We start from the raw sequence: 24,827 nt of genomic DNA on the forward strand, positions 1-24,827 counted from the left end.
ATAGCTTGTCTAGATAACAACTATTTTAGCTGGTCAGAGGGGCATTCTCGGTTTAACGCGCCGTCAAAACCTCAAGGTCAACCGGTGGATTCAGGCTTACTTGTACCGGTGATCCTGCTTGATGCGATTGGTCAGTTCAGTGACCTGATTGTAAATCGACCGTCGCTCCTTCATGAGCTCACTGATCTTCTTATTGGCGTACATCACTGTCGTATGGTCTCGATTGCCGAACAGCTGCCCAATCTTGGGCAGCGACAGATTCGTGAGCTCACGACACAGATACATGGCGATTTGGCGGGCCGTGGCGATGGCCTGCGAGCGACTCGACCCGTACAGGTCATCGACCGAGAGCTTGAAGTAATTAGCCGTGTTGGTGATGATGTCGACCGGAGCAATGACGTTGTCTTCGTCCAGGGTGATGAGGTCCTTCAACACCGTTTGAACGAGGTCCATGTCGACCGGAGTCTTGTTCAGACTTGCGAAGGCAGTGACCCGAATCAGTGTTCCCTCCAGTTCGCGAATGTTGGACGATACCTTCGACGCCATGAACTCCAGAATGTCGTGGGGCACCTGCAGCTTCTCGCTCTGGGCCTTTTTTCGCAGAATGGCGATGCGGGTCTCGAGGTCGGGAGCCTGGACATCCGTTATCAAACCCCACTCGAAGCGGCTGCGCATTCGGTCTTCAAAACCGGTGAGGTGTTTTGGCGGCAGGTCACTTGTGATGACCACCTGCTTGTTGTGGTCGTGCAGGGTGTTGAAAGTATGGAAGAAGGCTTCCTGGGTCTCCGCCTTGTTCTGCAGAAATTGGATGTCGTCAATCATCAAAATGTCGATATTGCGGTACCGAGCCTGAAAAGCTGAGCCACGGTTGTTGGCGATGGAATTGATGAAATCGTTGGTGAACTCTTCGGAACTGACATAACGTACCCGAATGCCCGGATACAGGCTCATGGCGTAGTGACCGATCGCGTGCAAAAGGTGGGTCTTGCCCAGCCCGGACGACCCGTAGATGAAGAGCGGGTTGTAGGCCTTGGCCGGCGCTTCGGCCACGGCAACAGCGGCCGCGTGAGCGAAGCGGTTGGATTGCCCGATGACGAAATTGTCAAAACTGTATTTGGGGTTGAGTCGCGTCTCGTGCGGCCCCGCGGGGGCGGCACTCTCGAACACCGATTGCGGCGGTGCCGGCGTAATGACGTCGGGCGGGGTCATTGTCTGCTGAACCGGGCGCAACGACTCCTGCTCGAGTTCGGGATTCACGACGACGTAGAAGGTGGACACCGCGGTGGCCTCATCGAGCTGACCCATTGCGGTGAGCAGCGGAACCCGCATTCGCTGATTGAGCATGCTGGCCGTGAACTCGTTGGGTACCTCAAGATAGAAGGTGCCAGCGGCGATACCTTTCGGCTCGACCAGACTGAGAAAGCCGTAAAGCATGGGCGTAATCGTGGCGTCGGACTCCAGGGTGGTCAGGACGGACCGCCAAGTTTCGGCTATCGGCGCTTCAACGTCTGCCATGGTTCCTACAATCTGTGTGGTTCGAAATAACTCTGTTCAACTGTGAAGACCGGCGCACCTTCGTTCGGGTGGTACCGGTACGTTCGTCAGGACTGGATCAAAGTTATCCACCGCTTGTGTATAAAACCGGTCGAATTCTCAGGTTTAGGGCACCTGCCTGTGGATAACTTGTCTTTACGGTAGTCAATCCCGGTCGTGGAGGCTAATTTTGCAGTTCCTGCGCCCGAACGTTCGGTTTCTGCGTTGGAGTCATTATTGTGGAGAATCACTCGATTCGGGCGCTGAGTTTGACCAGACGTTACCGAGGCCGTAGTTTTAATCAGTTGACCCCATCCCGCGGGCTTCCAACTTCTGTGCGCGCCGCTGTTCTGGCCGAGGGGAAATTGGCCAGCGGTGATTCAAATACGTGGAGATTGAACTATGAGCAAGAGAACCTTCCAGCCGAACAACCGCCGTCGCGCCAAGGTGCACGGCTTCCGCCTGCGCATGCGCACCCGTGCGGGCCGCGCCATTCTCGGTGCTCGCCGTCGCAAGGGTCGCACCGAACTCTCCGCGTAAGTTCTCGTGGTCGCCAGGTTCTCGTGCTCGCTCACGTAAATCGCATCACGAGCGGCAGTGATTACCAGGGCGTGGTTCGGCGCGGTGTGCGGATCGTTGGTGCGCACACCGTTTTGTACATACGCAAAAGTGACGGTCGGCCCGGTTCCGCTCAAACGGATGCTGTCGGCCCGGTTCGCTTCGGATTCATCGTCGCTAAGAATGTGGGTGACGCCGTGAGGCGCAATCTCGTTCGCCGCCGCCTCAAGGCGGTCACGTTCGAGCTGCTCCCCGCGGTGACGCCGGGAACGGATGTCGTCATCCGTGCTTTGCCGACGGCGCGCGACGCCGCGTGGCAGACGCTGCACGACGAGGTTCAACGTTCCCTGTCTCGCCCCCTCCCAATGCGAAAAGGCAGCCCGGGCCGATGAACCCCGTACTCGCGACGATTATTCTGCTCCCGCGCAATGTGGGCGTGCTGATTCTTCGCGTGTATCGCGCCGTGATTTCGCCCCTCTACGGGGATGTGTGCCGGTTTTACCCGTCTTGCTCGGCCTACGCACTGGGGGCCGTTCAGGAACACGGACTAGCGTGGGGAAGCGTCCTCGCTGCACGGAGACTGAGCCATTGTCATCCGTGGTCTGAAGGCGGCATCGATGATGTACCTCTCAAAAGCACGCGTCGCTTTCGTTTGACGTCGTTCGGTTTTGTCGTTGCACCCAGCCACGGAAAGGGCTAACCCACAGTATGGACCTCATAGGTACGATCCTCTGGCCTCTGAAATGGGTGGTCGAGCTGCTGCTTGTAGCCTTCCACTGGCTGTTTTCCCAGATCGGAATCGCGGGACTGGGCTACGACGACGGTCTCACGTGGGTGCTGTCCATCGTCGGCCTCGTTCTGGTCGTGCGTGCCGCCCTCATTCCCATCTTCGTGCGGCAGATCAAGAGCCAGCGCAAGATGCTCGAGGTTGCCCCACAACTCAAGAAGATCCAGGACAAGTACAAGGGCAAGAAAGACCAGTTCTCGCGTGAGGCAATGTCCCGCGAGACCATGGCGATGTACAAGAAGACGGGTACCAACCCGCTGAGCTCTTGCCTGCCGCTGTTGCTACAGATGCCAATCTTCTTCGCACTGTTCTCGGTGCTCAACGACGCCCAGCGCGCCAAGGCCGGCGTCGGCCCGCTCAATCAGAGCCTCGCCGAGAGCTTCGGCAATGCCACGCTCTTTGGGAATGCACCCCTGCACGACACCTTCGCCTCCCAGTGGTCGCTGTGGACTGCCGGTGACCCCTTCAACGGCACAGTCATGATCATCGCGGCCACCATGGTCGTGCTGATGACCGCGTCGCAGTTCATCACCCAGCTGCAGATCGTCTCCAAGAACATGTCGCCGGAAACCAAGGCGAGCCCCATGTTCAAGCAGCAGCGCATCATGCTCTACCTGCTCCCCCTCGTCTTCGCCTTCTCCGGTGTCGCGTTCCCGCTCGGCGTCATGTTCTACTGGCTCACCTCCAACTTCTGGACCATGATTCAGCAGTTCCTGGTGATCCGAAACATGCCGACGCCCGGCAGTGAGGCCGCTAAGGCTCGCGAAGAACGCATGGCCCGCAAGGGCAAGCTCATCGCGACCGATGGTGACATCATTGTGGTTGAGGAGCCCGCCAAGCCGGTACAGCGTCAGCAGCCGGTCGGCAAGGCCCGCGCTAAGAAGCAAACCGGCCCGAAAAAGTAGTGGAGATCACCGTGACGGAAAAGATCGACCTCACCGAGGTCAACAGCGCTGAGGTCGATATCACGGCGTACGGTGCTGTCGAAGGCGACAGCACGGCGCTCCCCACTGGAATTGCTGCAACGGATCCGTCCCCGGACGTTCCAGAAACGGGTTCCGTCGCGAGCATCGAGACTCCTCTCACGACCGATCAACTCGAACGTGAGGGCGACATCGCTGCGGACTATATCGAGGAATTCCTTGATATCTGCGACCTCGATGGTGACATCGACATTGATGCTCGGAATGGTCGGGCCTATCTCTCGGTCAAGGCGTCCGACGCGGACAACCTGCGGGTGTTGTCCAAGCCAGAAACAGTCAATGCGCTGCAGGAGCTGACCCGCCTCGCGGTGCAGAACAAGACGGGATCATTCTCCCGTCTCATTCTCGACATCGGCGGATCTCGTGAGGCTCGTGAAGCTGAGCTGGCGGCGCTCGTTGCCCGTGCCATTGCCCGCATCGAAGCCGGCGCGACCGAGGCCGACCTGCCTGCCATGTCCTCTTACGAGCGCAAACTCGTGCACGACATCGTGTCAACGAGCGGATACCGATCCGAGTCGTCCGGTGAGGGCCGCGACCGCCATACCGTCATTACCGCAGCGTAGATTCCGGCCGTTATGTCGGAGTCAGCCACACCGGGACCGCGCGTGCCCGAACCCCTCACACCGGGAACTGCCGATCCTGAGCTCGTTGAACTCGAGAAGGAACCGGCGGAAGCTGCGAACTTGTTCGGAGCCCAACTCGACCTGATCCGAGCTTTTACGGGTAATTTGGCTGATCAGGGAGAAATATTGGGCTTGATCGGCCCGCTTGAACTCCCCCGGTTGTGGTCGCGTCACATTCTTAATTGCGCGATCGTAGCGCCCCTGCTGCGCCCCGGCCTTGTGGGCGACGTTGGCTCCGGCTCCGGCCTCCCCGGCCTCGTACTGGCCATCGCTCGCCCCGACGTGAACTTCGTTCTGATCGAACCGATGGAACGGCGAGTCGCCTGGCTGAATGACCAGGTGGCGGTGCTCGGCTTGAAGAATGTCACTGTAGTGCGGGCGCGTGCGGAGGAAGCGCGCCTGAAGCATCCGCTTGATCAGGTCACGGCACGAGCCGTGAGCGCTCTCGGTAAGCTGATCCCACTGACTGCTCCCCTAGTTCGCTCAGGCGGGGAGCTCATCCTCATGAAGGGCGAGGGCGCCCAGCGCGAAATTGAAGCCGCGGCGAAGGCCATTCGCAAGTACGGCCTGCGCGATGTCGAGGTCATTACCCTTGGTGCTGGCGTGCTGCCGGAGGTAACCCGGGTCATCCGGGCTACAGTGGACTAGTCCCGAATGCCGCAAGAATTGGTGTTCGGGGGTCCCTTTCGGGTGGCTCATCAACCGTCGAACGTAAAGGTTTCACGTGAAACATCCTGCTGAAGATCAGCGCGTTGCCAAGGCGGCCGGGATCGAGGCTGCACCGCCACTCGCCCGCGAAATCGCTGAGCTGACCCGCCGGCGCCAGGTCATTGCTGCCGGCGAACTGCCCAAACCCGAGAAAACCCGGGTCCTGACCATCTCCAATCAGAAGGGTGGGGTTGGCAAGACCACGACCGCTGTCAACCTTGCCGCGGCCCTCGCGCGTCAGGGAGCCCGGGTGCTGGTCATCGATCTCGACCCGCAGGGCAATGCTTCAACCGCCCTTGGTGTCGAGCACCGAGCCGAAACGCCCAGCGTTTACGACGTCATCATCAACGACATGCCCATGATCGAGGTCGTGCAGAAGAGCCCTGAATTCGGTGCTCTGTTCTGCGTTCCGGCCACGATTCACCTGGCCGGTGCCGAGATTGAACTGGTCTCCCTGGTTGCGCGCGAACAGCGCCTGCGTCGTGCTCTCGACCTGTACCTCGCCGAAATGACCGAGCCCTACGACTATGTCTTCATTGACTGCCCGCCGTCCCTGGGACTGCTGACGATCAATGCGTTTGTCGCGGCGCGAGAAGTGCTCATTCCCATTCAGTGTGAGTACTACGCGCTCGAGGGGCTGAGCCAGCTGCTCAAAAACATCAAGCTGATCGAGAAACACCTCAACCCGGATCTGGTCGTGTCGACGATTCTCCTGACCATGTACGACAGCCGTACCAATCTGGCGACCCAGGTAGCCAAGGAAGTGCGTGATCACTTCCCTAAAGAGGTCCTTAATACGGCAATTCCGCGCTCTGTGCGGGTTTCTGAGGCCCCGAGCTATGGTCAGAGCGTCGTCAGCTACGACCTGAACTCGGCAGGATCGCTCTCCTATCTCGAAGCGGCAGCAGAAATGGCCCATCGGGGGGCACCGAGAACCGCAGATCAGCCCCAATCGAACGAAAAGCCCCACAAGAGAGAGCAATACTGATGGCAAAGAGAACCGGGCTTGGCCGCGGTATTGGTGCACTCATTCCGGTGCAGGATGACGCTTCGGCTCCGCGCCCGGTCGACGTCTTCTTTCCCCGCGCCGTGACCGTTGAAGCGGATGCCTCCCCCGCGCTGGTTCCCGTGCCCGGAGCGCGCCTCGCGCACCTCAACCCGCAGGATATCGTTCCCAACCGGGCCCAGCCGCGCACCATCTTCGATGAGGATGACCTCGCCGAACTCGTGCACAGCATTCGCGAAGTCGGGGTGCTGCAGCCCATTGTGGTGCGCCCGTTGCCCGACGAGCCCGGCAAGTATGAACTCGTCATGGGTGAGCGCCGGTTACGCGCCACCAAGGAAGTTGGGCTGGATATTATCCCGGCCGTCGTTCGCGACACTGCCGACGTGGACATGCTGCGTGACGCACTCCTGGAGAACCTGCACCGTGCGCAGCTGAATCCGCTCGAGGAAGCATCCGCTTATCAGCAGTTGCTCGCGGATTTTGGCATTACCCAGGAAGAACTGGCGAGCCGGATCGGGCGCTCGCGTCCGCAGATCACCAACACTTTGCGACTGCTCAAACTGCCGGAACCGGTTCAGTTGCGTGTCGCAGCGGGGGTGCTATCGGCGGGTCACGCTCGCGCCATTCTCTCGCTCGGGGACCCGGCCGGCATGCTGCGCCTGGCCGACAAGATTGTCGAAGAGGACCTTTCGGTTCGTGCGGCGGAGGCGGCAGCGTCCGCTGGTCCCAAGAAAATTGTTGTGAAGTCGTTGCCTGGACGGCGCCAGGGACACCTCGATGAGATCGCCGAACACCTCGGAGATCGTCTCGACACCCGGGTCAAGATCAATCTGGGCGCACGAAAAGGCCAGATCACAGTAGATTTCGCGACAATCGGTGATCTAAATCGCATTCTGACCGTTTTGGGAGAGCCTGGCTTCAGCGCCAGCTAGCTCGTGCCTACGTTTCACGTGAAACGTACTCAATCCGTTGGTCGGTTTTGCCTCCACCGCCACCGCCACCGCAATTGGCATCGCGCGAGTTGTTTGCGGGAATTCGGTTGTGGTGTTTCACGTGAAACATCATCACATCACATCACATCACATCCTGGCTGTGCAAAGGCATTTTTTGCAATGAAGGCGGTCTGGTCTGCGGTGTACGGTAACGCGCTCCTCAGCTGAAGTATTCAGCCTTTGCGGAGTGTCTTCACGAAAAGCGCGCGGAGACTCCCCGCGAACACCGAAAACTCGCACACGGCGCATGATCTGATTCCGCCTGCACTTTCGGGGAATGAACCTGCACCAAGGTGGTCACTGGAGTTTCACGTGAAACATGCCCGATGCCGTGCGTGTCGCGTGTGTGTGTCCCGGAATTCGGTAGGCACGGTGAAGCTGCTGCATGGCGATCTCGGCAAGCTCAATCAACGGTGGTTGCACGGGAGTGTGGCCTCGGTCCCGCAGGCTGGGCAGACTGAAGGTACACGAATGCCCAACCCGTCGGTCGAGCCTTCCAAGACCGCCATCGCCCTCAGCTAAACGATCTGGGGAAGGTGCTGCCGCGATGTTTCACGTGAAACGCAAGAGAGAGAGAGAGAGAGAGAGAGAGAGAGAGAGAGGTTATTGGGAGGCGCGGGCGTGGGTGGCCAGGGTCGAGTAGGTGCCGCCAAGGGTCTGCTTGGCGGCCTCGATGGCTTGGGGTACCAGAGATGTCTCGGTCAGACCGGGGAAAACATTGGCCTCGAGGAACCAGGGGGTGCCCGCTGCGTCGACAATGAGGTCGACTCGGCTCAGGTGGCGCAGGCCGAGCAGGGTGTGAATTGCCACTGCGGTGTCGGAGACGGCTGCCGAGACCGCGTCGGCGAGGCGAGCGGGGGTGTAGAAGTCCGTTTCGCCTGCGTTGTAGCGTGCCTCAAAGCTGTAAACGCCGTCGACGGGCACGATTTCCACGATGGGCAGTGCAGTGGGGCCGTCGCCGGAGTCGATCACAGCTACGGTGACCTCGGTGCCGTCCACGTACGCCTCGACCAGGGCGGTATCGGCGTAGGTGTACGCGTCGACCATGGCGCGGGGCAGATCAGCGGGCGTACGCACGATCGTGACGCCCTGCGAGGAGCCGCCCTGTGCTGGTTTCACAACCAGGGGCAGGCCGATCGCGCTGACCAGATGCTCGAGAACGCTCGTGGCGCCGAGATCCCGAAAGGTCTCGGTCGAGAGAGCTATGGCTGGGGGAGTGGCAAAGCCGGCGCGCAGCACGAGTTCTTTGGCGGTGGCCTTGTTCCAGGCGAGGGCTGCGGCCGGCCCGCGGGAGCCGAGAAAAGGAATCCCGGTTGTTTCGAGCAGGGAGAGCAGGGCGCCATCCTCGCCGGTGGCGCCATGCAGAGTAGGCCAGATGAGGTCGGGAGCTTGTTCGGTGAGGGTCGTGAGCAGGTTGGCACCGGGGTCGAGCACCGTCACCGTGTGACCTTCGCCGGTGAGGGCATCCGCCACCCTTCGGCCCGAGCGGAGTGAAACGTCGCGCTCGTGCGAGATGCCACCGGCCAGGATGGTGATTTTCAGGGGGATGAATTCACTCATGATCAGGACTTTTCCTAGCTGAATACGGGTAAGGTGGCGAATTTAGGAGATATTGGCCGGCGGGCCAGCGAAGCGCTGATTCCTGGCTCCGGGCCGGTCGGGTGCTGCGCCGAGCGCGCCCGTTCCGGCGAAAGTATCGAGTAGGTCGAGTTCCCCGCGAATCACCGTGGCGAGACGACGGACACCCACCCGAATGTTGTCCGGCGTGGGATAACAGAAGGCAAGCCGCATGTTCTGGCGACCATCACCGTTACCGTAGAAGGCTGTTCCGGGCGTGTAGGCCACGAGTTCCTTCACCGCGCGGGGCAGCATCGCTTTCGAATCGAGCTGTTCGGGCAGGGTGACCCAGACGTAGAAGCCGCCGGTGGGGTTGGTCCAGGTGAGGTCGGGAAGGTACTCGTCGAGCGCCGAGAGCATGGCGTTCTTGCGCTCGTGGTACACGCCGCGGAAGGTGTTGATCTGGCCCTTCCAATCGGCCGTGGAGAGGTACTCCGAGATGACCATCTGCGTGAACGAGCTGGGAGAGAGCACGGCGGCTTCGTTGGCGAGCACGAGTTTCTCGCGGATCGCGTGTGGGGCGAGCGCCCAGCCGACCCGGAAGCCGGGGGCGAGGGTTTTCGAGAAGGTACCCAGGTAGACGACGCCGTCGCGCTCGAGCGAGCGGATCGCATCCGGGGCTGGCTTGTCGAAATAGAGCAGGCCATATGGATTGTCCTCGAGGACCAGGATGTTGTTCGACCGGCAGATCTCGAGAATTTCCAGACGGCGTTCCCAGCTGAGGGTGACCCCGGCCGGGTTGTGAAAGCTTGGGATAGTGTACAAAAATTTGATCGTGCGCCCGGCAGCCCTGAGGGCAGCGATGTGCTCGATCAGCGCGGCCGGGATGAGGCCGTTTTCGTCCATCGGAACGTGGTCGACCTCGGCCTGGTAAGACTTGAAGATCACCATGGCGGTGACGTAGCTCGGGCCCTCGGAGATGACGACATCGCCGGGGTCGAGAAACAGTTTGCTGACCAGTTCGAGGGCGTGCTGGGAGCCGGTTGTCACGACGACATCATCGGCGTTGGCCTTGATTCCTTCGAGCGCCATGACGTCGAGAATCTGCTCGCGCAATAAGGGAATTCCCTGACCAGAGCCGTATTGTAAGGCTGTGGCACCCTTCTCGCGCATGACCCGGTCCATGGCGTTGATGACGAGGTCCTCGGGCAGTGCCGCAACGTACGGCATGCCGCCGGCCAACGACACCACTTCGGGGCGGGAGGCCACGGCGAAGAGAGCACGGACCTCGGAGGCCTTCAGGCCCGCGGCTCGTTCGGCGTAGTGGTGGTACCACGGGTCGAGGTTGTTTCCGGCCTGTACAGTACTTGACTGCACAGCGCTGACGTCAGTGGAACCCTGATTTGTCACGTCACATCCGTTCTGCTGTTCACTTCATCGTATGGGGTGGCACCGGGCACAAAAAAACCCGCCCGGTCGAAACCGGGCGGGTCGGGTAGTGCAATGGATCAGTTAGACCAGGTAATCGGCCAGGTCCTTCTCCAGCTGGGGCTTCGGCTTGGCGCCGATGACGGTCTTGACCACCTCGCCCTTCTGGAAGACCTTCATCGCGGGGATGGAGGTGATCTGGTACTTGGCGGCCAGGGCCGGGTGCTCGTCGACGTTGAGCTTGACGATGTCGATCTTGTCCGAGTTCTCGGCCGCGATCTGGTCGAGGATCGGGCTGACGGCGCGGCAGGGGCCACACCACTCGGCCCAGAAGTCCACCAGCACGGTCTTCTCGTTGTTGATGACTTCCTGGTCGAAGTTGGCCTCTGTTACAGCGCGTGCAGTCATGTGTATCTCCTTCTTGGGTAAATTAAACGAGCTCGGGTTCGCTGGCCGAGGCCAGCAGGTTCTGGGAAAGTGTGCTGAGGTAGTGCTCGGCATCGAGAGCGGCCGCGCAGCCGGAGCCGGCTGCGGTGATGGCCTGCCGGTAGCTGGAGTCGATGACATCACCGGCCGCGAACACGCCCGGCTGGCTGGTCAGTGACGACCGGCCTGCGACGGCGATGGTGCCCTCGGGGGTGAGGTCAAGCTGCTTGTGCACGAGGTGGGTGCGCGGGTCGTTGCCGATCGCCACGAACACGCCGCCGACCGGGAGGCTGGTCTCGGTACCGGAGACGGTATCGCGCAGGGTCAGTCCATCGACGGCCTCTGCGCCCGTGATGCCGACGACTTCGGAGTTCCAGATGAACTCGATCTTGTCGTTGGCGAAGGCACGCTCCTGCATGATCTTGGAGGCGCGCAACTCACCCTTGCGGTGGATGACGTGCACCTTGGAGGCGAACCGGGTCAGGAACGTTGCTTCTTCCATGGCCGAGTCGCCGCCGCCGATGACGGCGATTTCCTTGCCCTTGAAGAAGAAGCCGTCGCAGGTGGCGCACCAGGAGACGCCGTGGCCGGACAGACGCTCTTCGTCGCTGAGGCCGAGCTTGCGGTAGGCGGAACCGGTAGCGAAAATGACCGTGAGCGCCTGTTCAACATCGCCATTGCCGAGGGTGACCGTCTTGATCGGGCCGGACAGGTCGACCGACTCGACGTCGTCGTAGACGACCTCGGTGCCGAACCGTTCGGCCTGTTCCTGCATCTTGGTCATCAAATCGGGGCCCTGCACGCCCTCCGGGAAACCCGGGAAGTTTTCAACATCGGTCGTGTTCATCAATTCGCCGCCGGCCTCAACGGAGCTGGCGATCAGAAGCGGTTTGAGGTTGGCTCTGGCGGCATAGATCGCCGCGGTGTAACCGGCCGGTCCTGAACCGATGATGATGATCTGACGCACGCGCACGCTCCTTGCAGTGGGGGGCGAGACGGGCGATATCCCGCCTCACATTTCGATACAACACATCCTAATCGGATGCTATTCCTCACCCTCCCAGCTTGCGAGGCAGTGTTCAGCTGGCGGAAGACTATCCTGAGGCGCTCACGGGAGCGCTGAGCCGTGTGTCCGGACCGAAGGCCTTACCAGCCCAGGCGCCGCTGCAGGGGCGCGAGAAAGGCCGTCAGCTCGGCGCTGCGCATGACCAGGAGCAAGCCGAAGTACGCCGCGGCCATGACGAGCCCGATGAGGAGCATGGAGAGGATGGCGGTCAGTCGGGACGCGACGGCAAAACCGTCCTCGACGTTTCCGCCGAGAATGAACAACAGTGTGATTCCCAGGCCGACCGGAATGATCGCCGCGGCGAGGTACTTCACCAGGCTGCGCAGGATGCGTCGGCCGTCGATGCCGCCGAGGCGGCGCCGCAGCAGTACGGCGGCCAGCAGGCACTGGAGCACGCCGGACACGGTGATGACCAGGGCGATCCCGACCGCGATCCACTCCACCGGCAGCCCCGCGCAGCCCGCGACCCCGAGCACAATCAGCACCACCTGGAACAGAGTGAAGAAGAACGGCGTACGGGTGTCCCCGAGGGCGTAGAAGGTGCGCTGCAGCACGAACAGGATGCAGAATGCGATCAGTCCGAGAATGAAGGCGATGATGACGTTTCCGATGCCCTGGACCTGCTCGAACGGTGCCACGAATACCGCGGCGAACGGATACGCGCACACGGCGATCACGGCCGTCGCGAGCACGATGATCAGGGTGGTGCCTCGGATCGCGGAGGACGCATCCGTTCTGACCAGATCGAACTTTTCCAGCGCAGCATGCTCGCTCATGCGGGTGAAATAGGCGGTGGCGACGGAGACGGTGATCACCGAGTGCGGCAACATGAAGATGAGCCAGGCGGTGGCGAGCACCGCAATGGACGCCTCACCGGTGGCGAGCGAAACGACCTGCGTCTCGACGATCCCGGCGATGGTGGTCAGCAGCAGCATGCCGAAGGTCCAGGTGGCCATTTTGCCGGCGGCTCCGAGGCCGACGCCGCGAAAGTGAAAGTCGGGGCGATAGCGCAGGCCGATGCGCTTCCAGAAGTAGAACAACACCACGGCCTGCACGATCACGCCGAGGGTGGCGCTGCCGGCCAGGACCGCGATCATGGCAGGGGTGAATTCACCGGCCGCTCGGTTGCCGGCGGCATCGGCACCGTACATGGCGCCGAACACCAATAGGCCCGCGATCGCCACGACGTTATTGAGCACCGGAACCCAGGTGAACGGTCCGAACATTCTGCGCGCGTTGAGCACCTCGCCGAGCAACGTGTACAGGCCATAAAAAAACATTTGCGGCAGGCACCAGTAGGCGAAGGCGATGGCGAGGTTCTTTTGGTCGGCCGGCAGGTTAATGCCAATGAATCCGGTGATGGCCGGCGCGAACAGCGTGCCGAGGATCGTCGTCACCGCGAGAATCGACAGGGCAAGGGTGAGGAGCTTGTTGATGTAGGCCGTACCGCCGTCGCGGTGCTGGCTGGCACGCACGATCTGCGGCACCAGAACAGCCGTGAGGATTCCGCCGGCGACGATGACGTAGACGGTGTTGGGCAGCTGATTGGCCAGCGCGAACGCATCGGCGCTATCGCCGAGTTGGCCGATCATGCCGGCCAGCACGATGAGCTTGACGAAGCCGAGAAGGCGCGACACGATCGTGCCGGAGGCCAGGAAGGCGCTGGCCCGGCCGATGCTGCCGCCCGTGCTGGTCGGCGTGTTAGACATCGGGGGTCACCGTCAGCTGCCCCGCCGCATTTTCACCAGCGGATGTTTCGGCGGAGTGTTCCCGCCGACGGCTGATGATATTGCGCCAAATACCGAATCCGAAGAAACCCACGACCAGGATCGCAAAAATGCTCGCGCCGACGCCTTCCCAGTCGGCGCGCACGGTGACGTCGATGGGAGCGGGCTGGCCGAGGGGGGTGCCGTTCAGGGTGAACAGGGTGACCCGAAGAACGACGTCACCGTTTCCGACCGCAGCGCTCAACGGCACGGACACCGCCTGCGCGGAGTTGGGCTGGATGATCGTCTCGAGTGTGTCGCCCACAACGAGGCGCCCATTCGACGGTACGACCTCGGTGCGCACGGTCACGGCCTGTTCCAGGGCGTTGTTGAGGGTGATGCGGAGGTCGACCTGGCTACCGACGACGATGATCGGCCCGCGCGTAGTCACGGTGACGGCATGCATGAGGTCGAAGGATGACGCCAGACTGGCCGCGACATGGTCAGCCCAGGCCGAGGACTGCACGTTCCATGAGGTATCCAGTAGTGCCAGCAGGTCGAGGCGCTGGGGGGCCGTCACCACGATCGGATCGGCCAGGATCGTGGCAAAGTCAGCGACCGCGCCCTCACGGTCGAGCAGGGAACGGGCCAGCGTGACCCTGCCGGAGTCGATTGCCTCGTTCTGGAACGTCACGGTGGTGGCCGGAGTGGACTCCTGCGCCGCCTGAAGGGAGACGGCATCCGCCCAGGAAAGACCGGCCACGGCGGCCATGGTTTGCTCGACCCGGTTGGCGGGGGTCGGACTGCTGCGATCAAACGTGGCCAGCAGCGTGCGCGCCGAGTTCGGGTTCTCGGCCGAAACGATTGCCAGCAGCGAGGCGGCTTCCGACATGCTGACCCGCCAGTCATGGTCGGTCGTGGCATCGGCGGCAGCACGAATGGCCGAGGACAGCGCGCTGTCGCTGACCAGGCCGAGCCCGGTGGGGAGGGTAACCGCGGTGTTCGGGGTGAAGACGTCGGACTGCTCCACATTTCCGCTGGAGAGGATGGTGGTGGTCAGCCCACTCGCGGCGAACACGTCGAGGTCGGTGCTGGCGACCTGGCCTGCGCTGGGCCAGCCGATCGTCGTGCTGGTGTAATTCCAGGCCAGTAGGTCACTGGTTGTAGGAATGACCGTCTCGCCCGGCGTCACCGTCGGGCCGGGCGTCGGAGTCGGTGACGGCGTGGTCTGAATGGATGTGCCGGAGGTGACGCTCGGCACGTCGCTGGTCGTCTCAGGAACGGGAGTGTTCGAGGGGACAACGAACAAACTCGGATCGATGGCCTGCGCGAAGGACGTCGGTGCGCGCAGGGTGGACGCTCCGGCCTGGGCCTGCAGGGAGATATCGGCGTCGGCGTAGCCAAGCGGGAAAATGTCGTTGCTCGCCGTGGCAAGGCGATCGAGCCAGGCCACCGCGGACGCGGGAGCTTTGCTGCCCAGAACTCGAATGGACGCGATGATCTGCGGGTCGATGGCGATAGCCATCGTTGGCAGGTCGATCACGGAATCGAGCTGGCGTGAGAGCAGGCCGACCGAACTCGTATAGGACTCGAGCGCCTTGGCTGTAATCAGGCCGGTCGCGCTTTCCGGGGTCGTGATCGGCATGATCGACGCCAGCCTGACCGGGGTGGTGGCGCTGCCCGGTGACCAGACAAACGTTCCCCGGCCCTCGGAGCGAACAACATCATCGACCGTGAGAATGGCCGCAACACCGCGCGCCCCCCAGGCGTTCTGGTCGGTCAAGCGGAGGGAGGCAGCGGGAACGGTGATCGACAGATTCGTGTTCGCACCGGCCGGAATAGCTTGCGTAGTCGGCACGCTCAGCATTTGATCGCCCGAATTGGCGTCAGCGTCCGGGCGGAGCCAGGACTCGAGGGCCGCTCGGGTCGTGAGGGCGAGGTCGGCGAGGTACACATCGACCCGGCCGATCGGAATCGCCGCATCGGTATTGTTCTGCACGGCAACCGTCAGGAGCAGATCCTGGCCGGGCGACAGCTCGGAGGAATTCGTGCCGGATATGGTGATCCCGACCGAATCGGCGGCGGTCGTGGCGGTTTCGACCGCCGTCCGTGGAGCCTGGGCCTGGGCTGCAGAGAGCCCATTGACTGGCGTCAGAATCAGCGCGGCCAGGGTGAGGATGCCCACCAGTAACCCCGCCGTCGGCCGCAAGCGCCCTGCCCTGCGGGTGCGCTGGGCCGGGCGCACGGCAGTGCGTGCGGCAGCCGGGAGCGCGGGCCGATGCGCGGAATCTGACTCGGCCACCATAGGGGGATTCTACGGCGTGCCAGCCGGAAGCCACCTGCACCGCGTCTTCGCGCCGCGCGCTGGCAACTAATATGGGCATATGCAGAGCGTCGCGGCAGCCCTCGCACGACTGGGCGACCTGGCTGCCTCTCCCACGGTTTCCCGTCTGGCGAACGCATTTGCGGCGGCCGGCCATGAGCTGGCCTTGGTCGGCGGTCCGGTGCGAGATGCGTTCCTCGATCGGCCAGTGCATGACTTGGACTTCACGACGGATGCGACGCCGGATCAGATTCTCGCGCTCGTCAAACCACTCTCCGAGGCACAGTGGGACATCGGTCGGGCCTACGGCACGATCGGAGCGAGCCTGGCCGGTGAAACCGTGGAAATCACCACCTATCGCGCCGACAGCTACGACGGGACCACCCGCAAACCCGACGTGGTCTTCGGTACGAGCCTCGAACCCGACCTGCTCCGCCGGGACTTCACGGTCAATGCCATGGCGCTGCGCCTGCCGCAGCTGACCCTGGTCGACCCGTCCGGTGGCATCGACGACCTGCTGGCCGGGCGCCTGCGCACCCCGAGCACCCCGGAGGTCTCCTTCGGAGACGATCCATTACGGATGCTGCGCGCGGCCCGATTCACCGGCCAGCTGGGTTTCACGCTGGATCTGGACACGGCACTCGCGATGGAAAAGATGTGCGACAGCATCCGTATCGTGTCGGCCGAGCGCATCGGCGACGAGCTCTCGAAGATGCTCGTATCAGCGGACCCGCGCGCCGGCATCGAGGTGCTGATGGAATCGGGACTAGCCGAGATCGTGCTGCCGGAGATTCCCGGCCTGCAGTTGGAGATCGACGAACACCACCACCATAAAGACGTCTATCAGCACACGCTGACGGTACTCGAGCAGGCGATGGGTTACGAGAAATCCCGCGGCAACCTGGAGGCACCCGACCTGATCGTGCGGCTCGCAGCTTTGCTGCACGACATTGGCAAGCCGGCCACCCGCAAACTTGAACCGGGCGGGGTCGTCAGCTTCTACCACCACGACGTGGTCGGCTCGAAGCTGGCCAAGAAGCGACTGCGCGCCCTGCGCTTCGACAATGACACGATCAACGCGGTGTCCAGGCTAATCGAGCTGCACCTACGGTTCTTCGGGTATACCGAGGGCGCCTGGACCGACTCCGCCGTTCGCCGCTATGTTCGCGATGCCGGTGACCAGCTGGAGCGGTTGCACATTCTGACCAGGGCCGACGTGACGACACGCAATCGGCGCAAGGCCGACCGGCTCGGCTTCGCGTACGACGACCTGGAACACCGCATTGCCGAGCTCAACGAGAAGGAAGAGCTCGGTGCCGTGCGCCCCGACCTCGACGGCGAGCAGATCATGGCCGTGCTCGGACTGAAGCCGGGGCGTGAGGTCGGCGAGGCCTACCGGTATCTGCTCGAACAGCGACTCGACGACGGTCCGCTGGGCGAAGCGGAAGCCACCCGCCGGCTGCAGGAGTGGTGGGCAGGGCGGAACCGGTAGGAGCGCAGTGGCAAAAGCTGCCAACATCCGGTAGTCTGGGCAGGTTGCCTGCGTGCCGGATTCCCCGGACCAGCGCCGGCAGCACATGCACAACCCTCCTGTTGCAGAAAGTCTGCAGCCGTTTTAGTCCGAAGGAGGTGGGTTAGTCATGCATCAGTACGAACTTATGGTTATCCTCGATCCCGAGATCGATGAGCGCACCGTAGCTCCCAGCCTTGACAAGTTCCTCAACGTTGTTCGCAACGATGGCGGAACCATTGACAAGGTTGATGTCTGGGGTCGTCGTCGTCTCGCTTACGAGATCAACAAGAAGACCGAAGGCATTTACGCCGTTGTCGACTTCACCGCGAACGCCTCAGCCACGGTCGAGCTCGACCGCCAGCTGAAGCTGTCCGAGGCCGTCATGCGCACCAAGGTGCTCCGCGCCGAAGAGGGCATCGCCCAGGTCGTCGTCGCGAGCAAGTTGGCCGCCGAGAAGGCTGCCCGCAAGGCTGCCAACCCGAAGGTCATCGCTGCCAAGGCTGACGCTGCCGCTGCAGCTGCCGCAGCACCGGCCGCCAAGGTTGCCGCTGCCCCGAAGGTTGATACCGCGCCGGTCGTTGCCGAGGCCGTTGTGGCAGAGGCTCCGGCCGCTGCTGCTCCGGTTGCTGCTGCCTCCACCGCGGTTCCGGCCGCGAAGGTTGCTGGCGCTAAGCCTGCTGCTGCCAAGGCCGCTCCGGCTCCGGCCGCTGCTGCCGACAAGGCAAGCGACAAGTAGCCCATGGCTGGCGAGACCGTAATCACCGTGGTGGGCAACCTCACCAGCGATCCGGAACTGCGTTACACGCAGAACGGGCTGGCGGTTGCCAACTTCACCATCGCTTCCACTCCGCGTACGTTCGATCGTGCGGCCAACGAGTGGAAAGATGGCGACGCGCTGTTCCTGCGTGCGAGCGTTTGGCGTGAATTCGCCGAGCACGTGGCAGGTTCACTGACCAAGGGTTCGCGTGTCATCGCTTCCGGTCGTCTCAAGCAGCGTTCGTATGAGACGAAGGAAGGTGAAAAGCGCACGAGCATGGAGCTCGAGATCGACGAAATTGGTCCTTCGCTGCGCTACGCCACCGCTTCCCTCACTCGCGCGCAGTCGTCTGGCCCCCGTAGCAGCGCTCCTGCTGCCGGTGGCCAGGGCAATGATGAGCCGTGGGCTCCCAGCGCACCCGCCAAGACTGCGTCGCCCGCAGCCTCCGGTGGGGACGTTTGGAACAGCCCAGGCAACTTCAGCGACGAGACCCCCTTCTAAGCCTCGCCTCGCGCGGAGCTAACGTCTTCTTTTAGAAAGTAAGGAAATCATGGCTGGAAAGTCGAGCGGCGACCGCCGCAAGCCGCTTCGCGGAGCAAAGGGTGGCAAGAACGCCGCTCCCGCGAAGTCGATTCGGGTTGGTGTCATTGATTACAAAGATGTCCCCACCCTGCGCAAGTTCATCTCCGAGCGCGGAAAGATCCGTGCCCGCCGCATTACAGGCGTTTCCGTTCAGGAACAGCGCCTCATCGCCCGTGCCGTCAAGAACGCCCGCGAAATGGCTTTGCTGCCCTACGCAGGCTCAGGCCGGTAAGGAAACCAAATGTCGAAATTGATTCTGACGCATGAGGTCTCCGGCCTCGGTGCACCCGGCGACGTCGTAGACGTCAAGAACGGGTTTGCTCGTAACTACCTCGTTCCCAAGGGCTTCGCTGTGGCGTGGACCCGCGGTGGCGAGAAGCAGATCGAGCAGATCAAGGCAGCCCGCGCAGCGCGCGAGCACGCCACCTTCGAAGAGGCCGAGGCGCTCAAGGTCAAGCTTGAGAACACCAAGGTCACCCTGGTCGTCAAGGCCGGCGCCGGCGGACGTCTGTTCGGTTCGGTCAAGACCACGGATGTGGCTAACGCCGTTGCAGCCGCCGGTCTCGGCGTGGTCGACAAGCGCAAGATTGAACTCACCGCGATCAAGCTGACCGGTGAGCACACGGCAACGGTTCGTCTTCGCGACGAGCTCAGCGCCACGATCACCCTGGTGGTCGTCGCAGCCAAGTAAGGTCACTGCCGGTTCCGCGAGTTACCGGCACGTTTGCCTCTTCCATAGCGGAGGGTTCCAAAAGGAACCCTCCGCTATGTGGCGTTAAGAGACATTTTGTCAGGGTAAACGCAACGCTTTTGTGCACAGGTGAGCATTCGTCTCGTCAAGGTTCAACGGTTGGTTGAGGCTACTTTCTTCACAGCCTTGATAATCAATGAAATTGCTGATCAAAGCTATTTATGGGACTCATTTCAACTATTTATCCACAACTGAGTGCACAGGTTCTGCACAATCTGCACGGCGTTTCGCGCAGATTCTCCACAGAGTTATCCACAAGGGGGTTTGTGGGGGCGCTGCTACCTACCTAGGGTGATGCAGTGCCGGTTTCCAGCTCAAGCTGGTGCATCGTGGCCCGTGTCGGTGGGTCCTGATACACCTGAAAGCACACGGATTCTCCGAAGTGCACGAAGAAAGAGGTACCGAGTGTCGATCGCTCACCTGGGCCTGGCCAACCAGCCAGCGTCAAACGAGTACGCTTCGTCAGTCCGCGGCGGTGCCGTCGACCAAAATCGAGGCGAGCGGCCCGCTGAAGCCTGGAAGTCGGAGCGTGCCCTGCCACACGACCTGCTGGCCGAGCAGAGCGCCCTCGGTGGCATGATGCTCAGTAAAGACGCCGTTGCCGATGTCGTCGAGACCGTGCGCGGCGGGGACTTCTACATTCCCAAGCACGAGATCATCTTCGATGCCATTCTCTCGCTCTACGCGCAGGGTGAGCCCACCGACGTCATCACGGTCACCGACGAGCTCACCAAACTCGGAGAGCTGTCGCGGGCCGGTGGTGCCGACTACCTGCACACCCTCACAAGCCTCGTGCCCACGGCAGCCAATGCCGGCTTCTACTCCACGATCGTGGCTGAGCGTGCCCTGCTGCGCCGCCTGGTCGAGGCTGGTACCCGCATTGCTCAAATGGGCTACGCCGGCGAGGGCGAGGTGCTCGACCTCGTCAACACCGCCCAGGCCGAAATCTACTCGGTCACCGGCGGCACCGAAACCGAAGACTACGTTCCGCTGACCGATGCCGTCACCGCCGCCATCGAGGAGATCGAGGCGGCCAAGCTCAAAGACGGCCAGATGAGCGGCGTACCGACCGGCTTCGCTGACCTCGACGAACTCACCAACGGATTCCACGGCGGCCAGCTCATCATCGTCGCGGCCCGTCCGGCACTGGGAAAGTCCACCCTCGCACTCGACTTCGCGCGCTCGGCTTCGATCCACAACAACATGCCCAGCATCTTCTTCTCCCTCGAAATGGGGCGCAGTGAAATTGCGATGCGTCTGCTCGCAGCCGAGGCATCCGTTCCCCTGCAGAGCATGCGCAAGGGAACTGTCGAGGCCCGCGACTGGACCACGATCGCGTCCACCCGTGGTCGCATCAACGATGCGCCGCTGTACATTGACGACAGCCCGAACATGACCCTGGTCGAGATTCGGGCCAAGTGTCGCCGTCTCAAGCAACGGGTGGGGCTCAAGATGGTCATCATTGACTACCTGCAGCTCATGACGAGCGGTAAGAAGGTCGAATCACGTCAGCAGGAGGTCAGTGAATTCTCGCGCGCGCTGAAGCTGCTCGCCAAAGAACTGCAGGTTCCCGTGATCGCGCTGTCCCAGCTCAACCGTGGTCCGGAGCAGCGCGCCGACAAGATGCCGGCCATCTCCGACCTTCGAGAATCGGGTTCGCTCGAGCAGGACGCCGACATGGTCATCCTGCTGCACCGCGAGAGCGCGTACGAGAAAGACAACCCGCGGGCCGGCGAGGCCGACCTCATCGTGGCCAAACACCGTAACGGCCCCACCCGTACCGTCACGGTCGCCTTCCACGGCCACTACTCCCGGTTCGCCGACATGGTCGCCGGCGGGTAGCTTCCCCTACGCACCCCCGCACGCAGCGCGCTCGCAGCCCCGCGACCACCTCGCCGCGTAGACTGAGGGGGACAAAATTGTGCAACGGAAGAGGTCGTGCGTGGCGAAGGTCCAGGCGCCATCAAACGTCGGTCCCGGGTACTGGCGCGTGCCCTTTGGGCGCGCCCTGATCGCGTTGATTCCGGCCGCGATCATTACCTTCAATGGCGATCACTCCGCCGAGTTCGGTGTGATCACGTTCGGCGCATTCGCCCTCGCGAGTGGACTCTGGCTCATTCTGTCGGGACCTCGCACCCTGACCGTCGCCACCGACCGCAGCCTGTTCCTGATCAGTGGCATCGTGAGCATGGTCGCTGGCGGAGTGGCCCTCGCCTTTCACCCCGGCGGGCACGGGTTTTTCCTGTTCGTGGTGAGCGTCTGGGGAGCCGTCACGGGGTTCCTGGAGATCTATGCAGGTATTCGCGTGCGCAAGCGAGCACTACCCGCGAAGGACTGGCTGTTCACCGGCATCGGCACCGCCATCCTCGCGCTGCTGTTCCTCCTGCTTCCGCCCAACCCTGTCGTGTCGGTCGGGCTGTTCGGGGCCTATCTGGTCTTTCTCGCAGTTTTCCTGCCCATTGCCGGGCTCTCCCTCAAGTGGGATTCCCCGCGGCAGCGCCGCGGCGTTCCCGTCCCCAACGATTCGGATTCCCTGTGACATCAAAACGCGTCCCCAGAAAAAAAATGGCCAAGAAGACTCCCGGTTTGCCCAATCCCGCGCACCAGCCGAACCGGTCCGATCGGCTGAAACCAGCCGAACTGCTCGGTATTTCCGGCCTGATGGGCCTGTTCATCGCCGGCACGATTCTATTGACCACCCGCGACCTGATACTTTCGGCGATTGGTTTCGGCGTCACCTTCATCGTGGCTCTCGTGGTGATTGCGATGCTCGTGCTCGGCATGAAGCCGAACGCGTCGGAGCAGACCGACCTTGATGAGCAGAACGGCCACTGACCGCACGCTGGCGCGTCACGTGGCACGCCCAGCCCAACAGTCCTCGACCGGGATGCCCGCCGTGGACTCGAGTATCGACGGTGGTCGCCGGGTCTTGAGGTCGAGACTGGGGGTCTGTCCTGCCGGGCGTTCAGTGGCATCCAGTCGCCGATAGCGGCTCGGAGTCATTCCCACCTCGGTGTGGAACTGTCGATTGAAGTTGGCCAGGTTGGAATAGCCAACTCCGAGAGACACCGAGGCGATCGGGTCGTCGGTCTGGGCCAGCAATCGGCAGGCATTCGCGATGCGCAACTTCTTCACCATGGCGCTGAAGGTCAACCCGCTCGACTTCTTGAAGTGCTTTGAAAACGTCGGCTCCGACATGTGGGCCAGCCGGGCGGCGTCGGACATGCGAATGCGGGTTGACAGGTTGTCGAAGATGTAGGCCAGCCCAGCCTCGACGGCGAGTCTGCCGTCGCCCTGACCGGCCGTGGAGAACCATTCCCGGGCGACAAAGGCCTTCTCGTCGACCGGTGCTTCCGCCAGGGTCGCCAGCACGGCGAACACGTGAGAGACCTTGCGGGCGCCCTGCGCGGTGCCAATGAGTTCGAGCTCGGCGGCCGCACGCGCTGCCGTCGACCCGGTGAAGATAATGCCCCGGCCCGAGGACTCCAGGAGCGCCCGCACCGGATTGAGTTCGGGCAACGTGCTCGCGCACCTTTCGAACCATTCGCCGGTGAACTGCAGCACGACGTCGCGGTTGTAGACCACCTCGTCGGTCTGCAGGTCGCTCATCCAATCGTGCGGAACCCCCGGTCCGATGAGCGCCACCTGACCGGGCCCAAACGGGCCGACCTGGTCGCCAATGATGTAGCTGCCCGTGCCGTGCCGAATGAGGTGTAGTTCGTACTCGGGGTGGTAGTTCCAGCGCGCGATTTCGCTCGGGTAATCGTGCTCCAGCCAGCGAAAAGATTCGCTCGGCAGATGTCGGATCACCTCGCGCGTCGCGGGGCGTTCGAGGAACCGGGCCGCCATGGCGACGGGTCGCGTTTCGTCCGTGGGTAACGCTTTCATCACAACTCCGATCCGACCAGTCAAGCGGATGCCGATAATGCAGGGTAGCCGCAGCATCCCATGGAAAGAAAGTATCAGAATCGTACTCTGCGCGGACTAGGAGGGCGCGAACGAATTCGGGTAACTTCAAGAATCGGATGACGGCGGGAACGCTCCGGACGGAGCGGTGGATTTCTACCCACCCGCCCCCGCACACAGCAAGAGCAACGACGACAAAGGAGTTCCAATGCTTGGAAAGAAACGTGCGATCACGCTGGGGGCGGGGCTCATCGTGACCGCCTTCGCGCTCACGGGCTGTACCGGTGCCGGCGGGGGCGGAGCGGCGTCGGGAGGCGTCACACTCACCCTCGCCACGGTGAACAACCCGCAGATGAAGGACATGGAACAGCTCAAGGGAACGTTCGAAGAGGACAACCCCGGCATCAACGTCAACTTCGTGCAGATGGAAGAGGGCGACTTGCGGGCCGCCGTCACCGCCGACGTGGCCTCCGGGGCCGGCCAGTACGACATCGTCACGGTCGGGGCCTACGAGGTACCGCAGTGGGGCGCCCAGGGCTGGCTCACCGACCTCACCTCGGCCCTCGCCGACGACCCGACCTACGACGTAGACGACACCCTTCCCGCCGTGCGCACAGCACTCACCGTCGACGGCAAGCAGTATGCCGTTCCCTTCTACGGTGAATCGTCGATCTTGATGTACAACAAGGAAATGACCGACGCGGCCGGAATCACGATCAGCGACCACCCCACCTGGCAGGAAGTCGCGACGGCAGCCAAAGCGCTCAACACACCGGACGTTGCGGGCATCTGCCTGCGCGGCAAGCCCGGTTGGGGCGACCTGTTCGCACCGCTGACCACCGTCGTGCAGACCTTCGGTGGCGCGTGGTACGACGAAGACTGGAACGCGCAGGTGAACTCGCCCGAGTTCGTCGAAGGCGTGAACTTCTACGTCGACCTGCTCGCGGCGGCTGGCGAGCCCGACCCCGTGTCGAACAGCTTCACCGAGTGCCTCAACCAGCTCCAGTCCGGCAAGGTCGCCATGTGGTACGACGCATCGGTAGCCGCGTCGATCCTCGAGGACCCCGAGACTTCGGCCGTTGCCGGCAAAATGGGCTACACCCACGCTCCCGTCTACAAGACAGAAGAATCGGGCTGGCTCTGGTCCTGGAACCTCGCCGTTCCCAAGACCACGAAGAACGCCGAAGCCGCGACCACCTTTGTCAAGTGGGCCACGAGCAAGGAGTACCAGCACCTAGTCGGAACGACCCTCGGCTGGACCCGGGTTCCCCCGGGAGCGCGCACGTCGACCTACTCGATCCCCGAATACGAGGAAGCCGCTGCCGCCTTCGCCCCGATCACGCTCGACGTCATGAATGCGGTCAATCCGGAGCAGCCAGGACTCAACCCGCAGCCGTGGGTCGGAATCCAGTACGTGACGATTCCAGAATTCCAGGACGTGGGAAACCAGGTCGCCCAGCTGGTGGCTGATGCCATCGCCGGACGGACCACCGTGGAGGAGGCCCTGGATAAGGGCCAGGTCATCGCCCAGACCGCGGGCGACAAGCAGAAGTAGCACGGCACCAGGTACGTGCTGTCGGGGGTCGGTCGAACGGCCCCCGGCAGCACCTCAACGATGAGGA

Annotated in this window: 24 protein-coding genes and 1 pseudogene; 17 read left to right on the forward strand and 8 right to left on the reverse strand. The window is 62.6% G+C overall.

Going from position 1 to position 24,827, the window contains the following annotated elements; translation table 11 throughout:
• Nucleotides 1-96 precede the first annotated feature (96 nt).
• Entirely contained in the window at nucleotides 97-1,515 is a 1,419-nt protein-coding gene (dnaA, locus tag E3T43_RS06760; RefSeq protein WP_134471812.1) for a chromosomal replication initiator protein DnaA, read from the reverse strand.
• A 420-nt stretch (nucleotides 1,516-1,935) separates the two neighbouring features.
• Here dnaA and rpmH point away from each other — a divergent pair, with 420 nt between their 5' ends.
• The 8 genes from rpmH to E3T43_RS06800 all read left to right on the forward strand — a co-directional run bounded on the left by rpmH (nucleotide 1,936) and on the right by E3T43_RS06800 (nucleotide 7,130).
• Entirely contained in the window at nucleotides 1,936-2,073 is a 138-nt protein-coding gene (gene rpmH / locus E3T43_RS06765; protein WP_010204566.1) for a 50S ribosomal protein L34, read from the forward strand.
• A 23-nt stretch (nucleotides 2,074-2,096) separates the two neighbouring features.
• Complete coding sequence (rnpA, locus tag E3T43_RS06770) at nucleotides 2,097-2,483, forward strand: ribonuclease P protein component (RefSeq protein ID WP_134471813.1); 387 nt, start codon at nucleotides 2,097-2,099, stop codon at nucleotides 2,481-2,483.
• A complete protein-coding gene (gene yidD, locus E3T43_RS06775) occupies nucleotides 2,480-2,791 on the forward strand; it encodes a membrane protein insertion efficiency factor YidD (protein WP_104132961.1) in 312 nt (103 codons plus the stop codon). The genes rnpA and yidD overlap by 4 nt, the downstream gene beginning before the upstream one ends.
• 8 nt (nucleotides 2,792-2,799) lie before the next feature.
• On the forward strand, nucleotides 2,800-3,783 hold the full coding sequence (yidC, locus tag E3T43_RS06780; protein WP_092448013.1) for a membrane protein insertase YidC: 984 nt from the start codon (nucleotides 2,800-2,802) through the stop codon (nucleotides 3,781-3,783).
• A 164-nt stretch (nucleotides 3,784-3,947) separates the two neighbouring features.
• The gene (locus E3T43_RS06785) at nucleotides 3,948-4,424 is read left to right on the forward strand and encodes a R3H domain-containing nucleic acid-binding protein (RefSeq protein ID WP_241978866.1); all 477 of its coding nucleotides are present in this window, start codon (nucleotides 3,948-3,950) and stop codon (nucleotides 4,422-4,424) included.
• Nucleotides 4,425-4,466: 42 nt separating this feature from the next.
• Nucleotides 4,467-5,132: a 16S rRNA (guanine(527)-N(7))-methyltransferase RsmG gene (rsmG, locus tag E3T43_RS06790; protein WP_241978859.1), complete on the forward strand. Its 666-nt coding sequence runs from the start codon at nucleotides 4,467-4,469 to the stop codon at nucleotides 5,130-5,132.
• Between the two features lie 76 nt (nucleotides 5,133-5,208).
• The gene (locus tag E3T43_RS06795; RefSeq protein WP_174844331.1) at nucleotides 5,209-6,180 is read left to right on the forward strand and encodes a ParA family protein; all 972 of its coding nucleotides are present in this window, start codon (nucleotides 5,209-5,211) and stop codon (nucleotides 6,178-6,180) included.
• Nucleotides 6,180-7,130: a ParB/RepB/Spo0J family partition protein gene (locus E3T43_RS06800; RefSeq protein ID WP_166791252.1), complete on the forward strand. Its 951-nt coding sequence runs from the start codon at nucleotides 6,180-6,182 to the stop codon at nucleotides 7,128-7,130. Before E3T43_RS06795 ends, E3T43_RS06800 begins: the two co-directional genes overlap by 1 nt.
• A gap of 663 nt (nucleotides 7,131-7,793) precedes the next feature.
• On the opposite strand, the gene E3T43_RS06805 is transcribed toward E3T43_RS06800, so the two are convergent.
• The 6 genes from E3T43_RS06805 to E3T43_RS06830 form a co-directional block, all read right to left on the reverse strand.
• A complete protein-coding gene (locus E3T43_RS06805) occupies nucleotides 7,794-8,750 on the reverse strand; it encodes a D-alanine--D-alanine ligase (protein ID WP_134471816.1) in 957 nt (318 codons plus the stop codon).
• A gap of 42 nt (nucleotides 8,751-8,792) precedes the next feature.
• Nucleotides 8,793-10,157: a PLP-dependent aminotransferase family protein gene (locus tag E3T43_RS06810; RefSeq protein ID WP_241978860.1), complete on the reverse strand. Its 1,365-nt coding sequence runs from the start codon at nucleotides 10,155-10,157 to the stop codon at nucleotides 8,793-8,795.
• A 102-nt stretch (nucleotides 10,158-10,259) separates the two neighbouring features.
• Nucleotides 10,260-10,583: a thioredoxin gene (trxA, locus tag E3T43_RS06815; protein ID WP_092448009.1), complete on the reverse strand. Its 324-nt coding sequence runs from the start codon at nucleotides 10,581-10,583 to the stop codon at nucleotides 10,260-10,262.
• A gap of 22 nt (nucleotides 10,584-10,605) precedes the next feature.
• Nucleotides 10,606-11,568 (reverse strand): thioredoxin-disulfide reductase, encoded by a 963-nt coding sequence (gene trxB, locus E3T43_RS06820; RefSeq protein ID WP_134471817.1) that lies wholly within the window; start codon nucleotides 11,566-11,568, stop codon nucleotides 10,606-10,608.
• Between the two features lie 179 nt (nucleotides 11,569-11,747).
• Nucleotides 11,748-13,376, reverse strand: a complete 1,629-nt coding sequence (murJ, locus tag E3T43_RS06825) for a murein biosynthesis integral membrane protein MurJ (protein ID WP_134471818.1) — start codon at nucleotides 13,374-13,376, stop codon at nucleotides 11,748-11,750.
• Nucleotides 13,369-15,678: a DUF6049 family protein gene (locus tag E3T43_RS06830; protein ID WP_134471819.1), complete on the reverse strand. Its 2,310-nt coding sequence runs from the start codon at nucleotides 15,676-15,678 to the stop codon at nucleotides 13,369-13,371. Before E3T43_RS06830 ends, murJ begins: the two co-directional genes overlap by 8 nt.
• A 79-nt stretch (nucleotides 15,679-15,757) precedes the next feature.
• Here E3T43_RS06830 and E3T43_RS06835 point away from each other — a divergent pair, with 79 nt between their 5' ends.
• The 8 genes and pseudogenes from E3T43_RS06835 to E3T43_RS06870 all read left to right on the forward strand — a co-directional run bounded on the left by E3T43_RS06835 (nucleotide 15,758) and on the right by E3T43_RS06870 (nucleotide 22,134).
• Entirely contained in the window at nucleotides 15,758-17,188 is a 1,431-nt protein-coding gene (locus E3T43_RS06835; protein ID WP_134471820.1) for a CCA tRNA nucleotidyltransferase, read from the forward strand.
• 148 nt (nucleotides 17,189-17,336) lie between these two features.
• Nucleotides 17,337-17,705 (forward strand): annotated as a pseudogene (gene rpsF, locus E3T43_RS19185) (30S ribosomal protein S6); the annotation flags it as partial.
• 243 nt (nucleotides 17,706-17,948) lie between these two features.
• On the forward strand, nucleotides 17,949-18,467 hold the full coding sequence (locus E3T43_RS06845; RefSeq protein ID WP_092448003.1) for a single-stranded DNA-binding protein: 519 nt from the start codon (nucleotides 17,949-17,951) through the stop codon (nucleotides 18,465-18,467).
• A gap of 49 nt (nucleotides 18,468-18,516) precedes the next feature.
• Complete coding sequence (rpsR, locus tag E3T43_RS06850; RefSeq protein WP_035835236.1) at nucleotides 18,517-18,780, forward strand: 30S ribosomal protein S18; 264 nt, start codon at nucleotides 18,517-18,519, stop codon at nucleotides 18,778-18,780.
• 9 nt (nucleotides 18,781-18,789) lie between these two features.
• Nucleotides 18,790-19,239 (forward strand): 50S ribosomal protein L9, encoded by a 450-nt coding sequence (gene rplI, locus E3T43_RS06855; protein ID WP_134443445.1) that lies wholly within the window; start codon nucleotides 18,790-18,792, stop codon nucleotides 19,237-19,239.
• Between the two features lie 594 nt (nucleotides 19,240-19,833).
• The gene (gene dnaB / locus E3T43_RS06860; RefSeq protein WP_369828705.1) at nucleotides 19,834-21,141 is read left to right on the forward strand and encodes a replicative DNA helicase; all 1,308 of its coding nucleotides are present in this window, start codon (nucleotides 19,834-19,836) and stop codon (nucleotides 21,139-21,141) included.
• Nucleotides 21,142-21,241: 100 nt separating this feature from the next.
• Nucleotides 21,242-21,838, forward strand: coding sequence for a hypothetical protein (locus E3T43_RS06865; RefSeq protein ID WP_134471821.1), 597 nt, complete (start codon nucleotides 21,242-21,244; stop codon nucleotides 21,836-21,838).
• Between the two features lie 47 nt (nucleotides 21,839-21,885).
• Nucleotides 21,886-22,134, forward strand: coding sequence for a hypothetical protein (locus E3T43_RS06870; protein WP_241978861.1), 249 nt, complete (start codon nucleotides 21,886-21,888; stop codon nucleotides 22,132-22,134).
• A gap of 15 nt (nucleotides 22,135-22,149) precedes the next feature.
• Here the strand turns inward: E3T43_RS06870 and E3T43_RS06875 are convergent, their stop codons facing one another.
• Nucleotides 22,150-23,187, reverse strand: a complete 1,038-nt coding sequence (locus tag E3T43_RS06875) for an AraC family transcriptional regulator (RefSeq protein ID WP_241978862.1) — start codon at nucleotides 23,185-23,187, stop codon at nucleotides 22,150-22,152.
• Nucleotides 23,188-23,413: 226 nt separating this feature from the next.
• Here E3T43_RS06875 and E3T43_RS06880 point away from each other — a divergent pair, with 226 nt between their 5' ends.
• Nucleotides 23,414-24,760, forward strand: a complete 1,347-nt coding sequence (locus E3T43_RS06880) for a sugar ABC transporter substrate-binding protein (RefSeq protein WP_134471823.1) — start codon at nucleotides 23,414-23,416, stop codon at nucleotides 24,758-24,760.
• The last annotated feature ends 67 nt before the right edge of the window (nucleotides 24,761-24,827 follow it).

It is taken from the genome of Cryobacterium sp. Hh7 (assembly GCF_004403155.1).
Lineage (GTDB): Bacteria > Actinomycetota > Actinomycetes > Actinomycetales > Microbacteriaceae > Cryobacterium > Cryobacterium levicorallinum.

Excerpts from the sequence above, each read along its gene's own strand:
- dnaA (WP_134471812.1), bottom strand. The coding sequence starts at position 1,515 with ATGGCAGACGTTGAAGCGCCGATAGCCGAAACTTGGCGGTCCGTCCTG.
- rpmH (WP_010204566.1), top strand. The coding sequence starts at position 1,936 with ATGAGCAAGAGAACCTTCCAGCCGAACAACCGCCGTCGCGCCAAGGTG.
- yidD (WP_104132961.1), top strand. The coding sequence starts at position 2,480 with ATGAACCCCGTACTCGCGACGATTATTCTGCTCCCGCGCAATGTGGGC.
- yidC (WP_092448013.1), top strand. The coding sequence starts at position 2,800 with ATGGACCTCATAGGTACGATCCTCTGGCCTCTGAAATGGGTGGTCGAG.
- E3T43_RS06800 (WP_166791252.1), top strand. The coding sequence starts at position 6,180 with ATGGCAAAGAGAACCGGGCTTGGCCGCGGTATTGGTGCACTCATTCCG.
- E3T43_RS06805 (WP_134471816.1), bottom strand. The coding sequence starts at position 8,750 with ATGAGTGAATTCATCCCCCTGAAAATCACCATCCTGGCCGGTGGCATC.
- trxA (WP_092448009.1), bottom strand. The coding sequence starts at position 10,583 with ATGACTGCACGCGCTGTAACAGAGGCCAACTTCGACCAGGAAGTCATC.
- murJ (WP_134471818.1), bottom strand. The coding sequence starts at position 13,376 with ATGTCTAACACGCCGACCAGCACGGGCGGCAGCATCGGCCGGGCCAGC.
- E3T43_RS06830 (WP_134471819.1), bottom strand. The coding sequence starts at position 15,678 with ATGGTGGCCGAGTCAGATTCCGCGCATCGGCCCGCGCTCCCGGCTGCC.
- E3T43_RS06835 (WP_134471820.1), top strand. The coding sequence starts at position 15,758 with ATGCAGAGCGTCGCGGCAGCCCTCGCACGACTGGGCGACCTGGCTGCC.
- E3T43_RS06845 (WP_092448003.1), top strand. The coding sequence starts at position 17,949 with ATGGCTGGCGAGACCGTAATCACCGTGGTGGGCAACCTCACCAGCGAT.
- rpsR (WP_035835236.1), top strand. The coding sequence starts at position 18,517 with ATGGCTGGAAAGTCGAGCGGCGACCGCCGCAAGCCGCTTCGCGGAGCA.
- rplI (WP_134443445.1), top strand. The coding sequence starts at position 18,790 with ATGTCGAAATTGATTCTGACGCATGAGGTCTCCGGCCTCGGTGCACCC.
- E3T43_RS06875 (WP_241978862.1), bottom strand. The coding sequence starts at position 23,187 with ATGAAAGCGTTACCCACGGACGAAACGCGACCCGTCGCCATGGCGGCC.
- E3T43_RS06880 (WP_134471823.1), top strand. The coding sequence starts at position 23,414 with ATGCTTGGAAAGAAACGTGCGATCACGCTGGGGGCGGGGCTCATCGTG.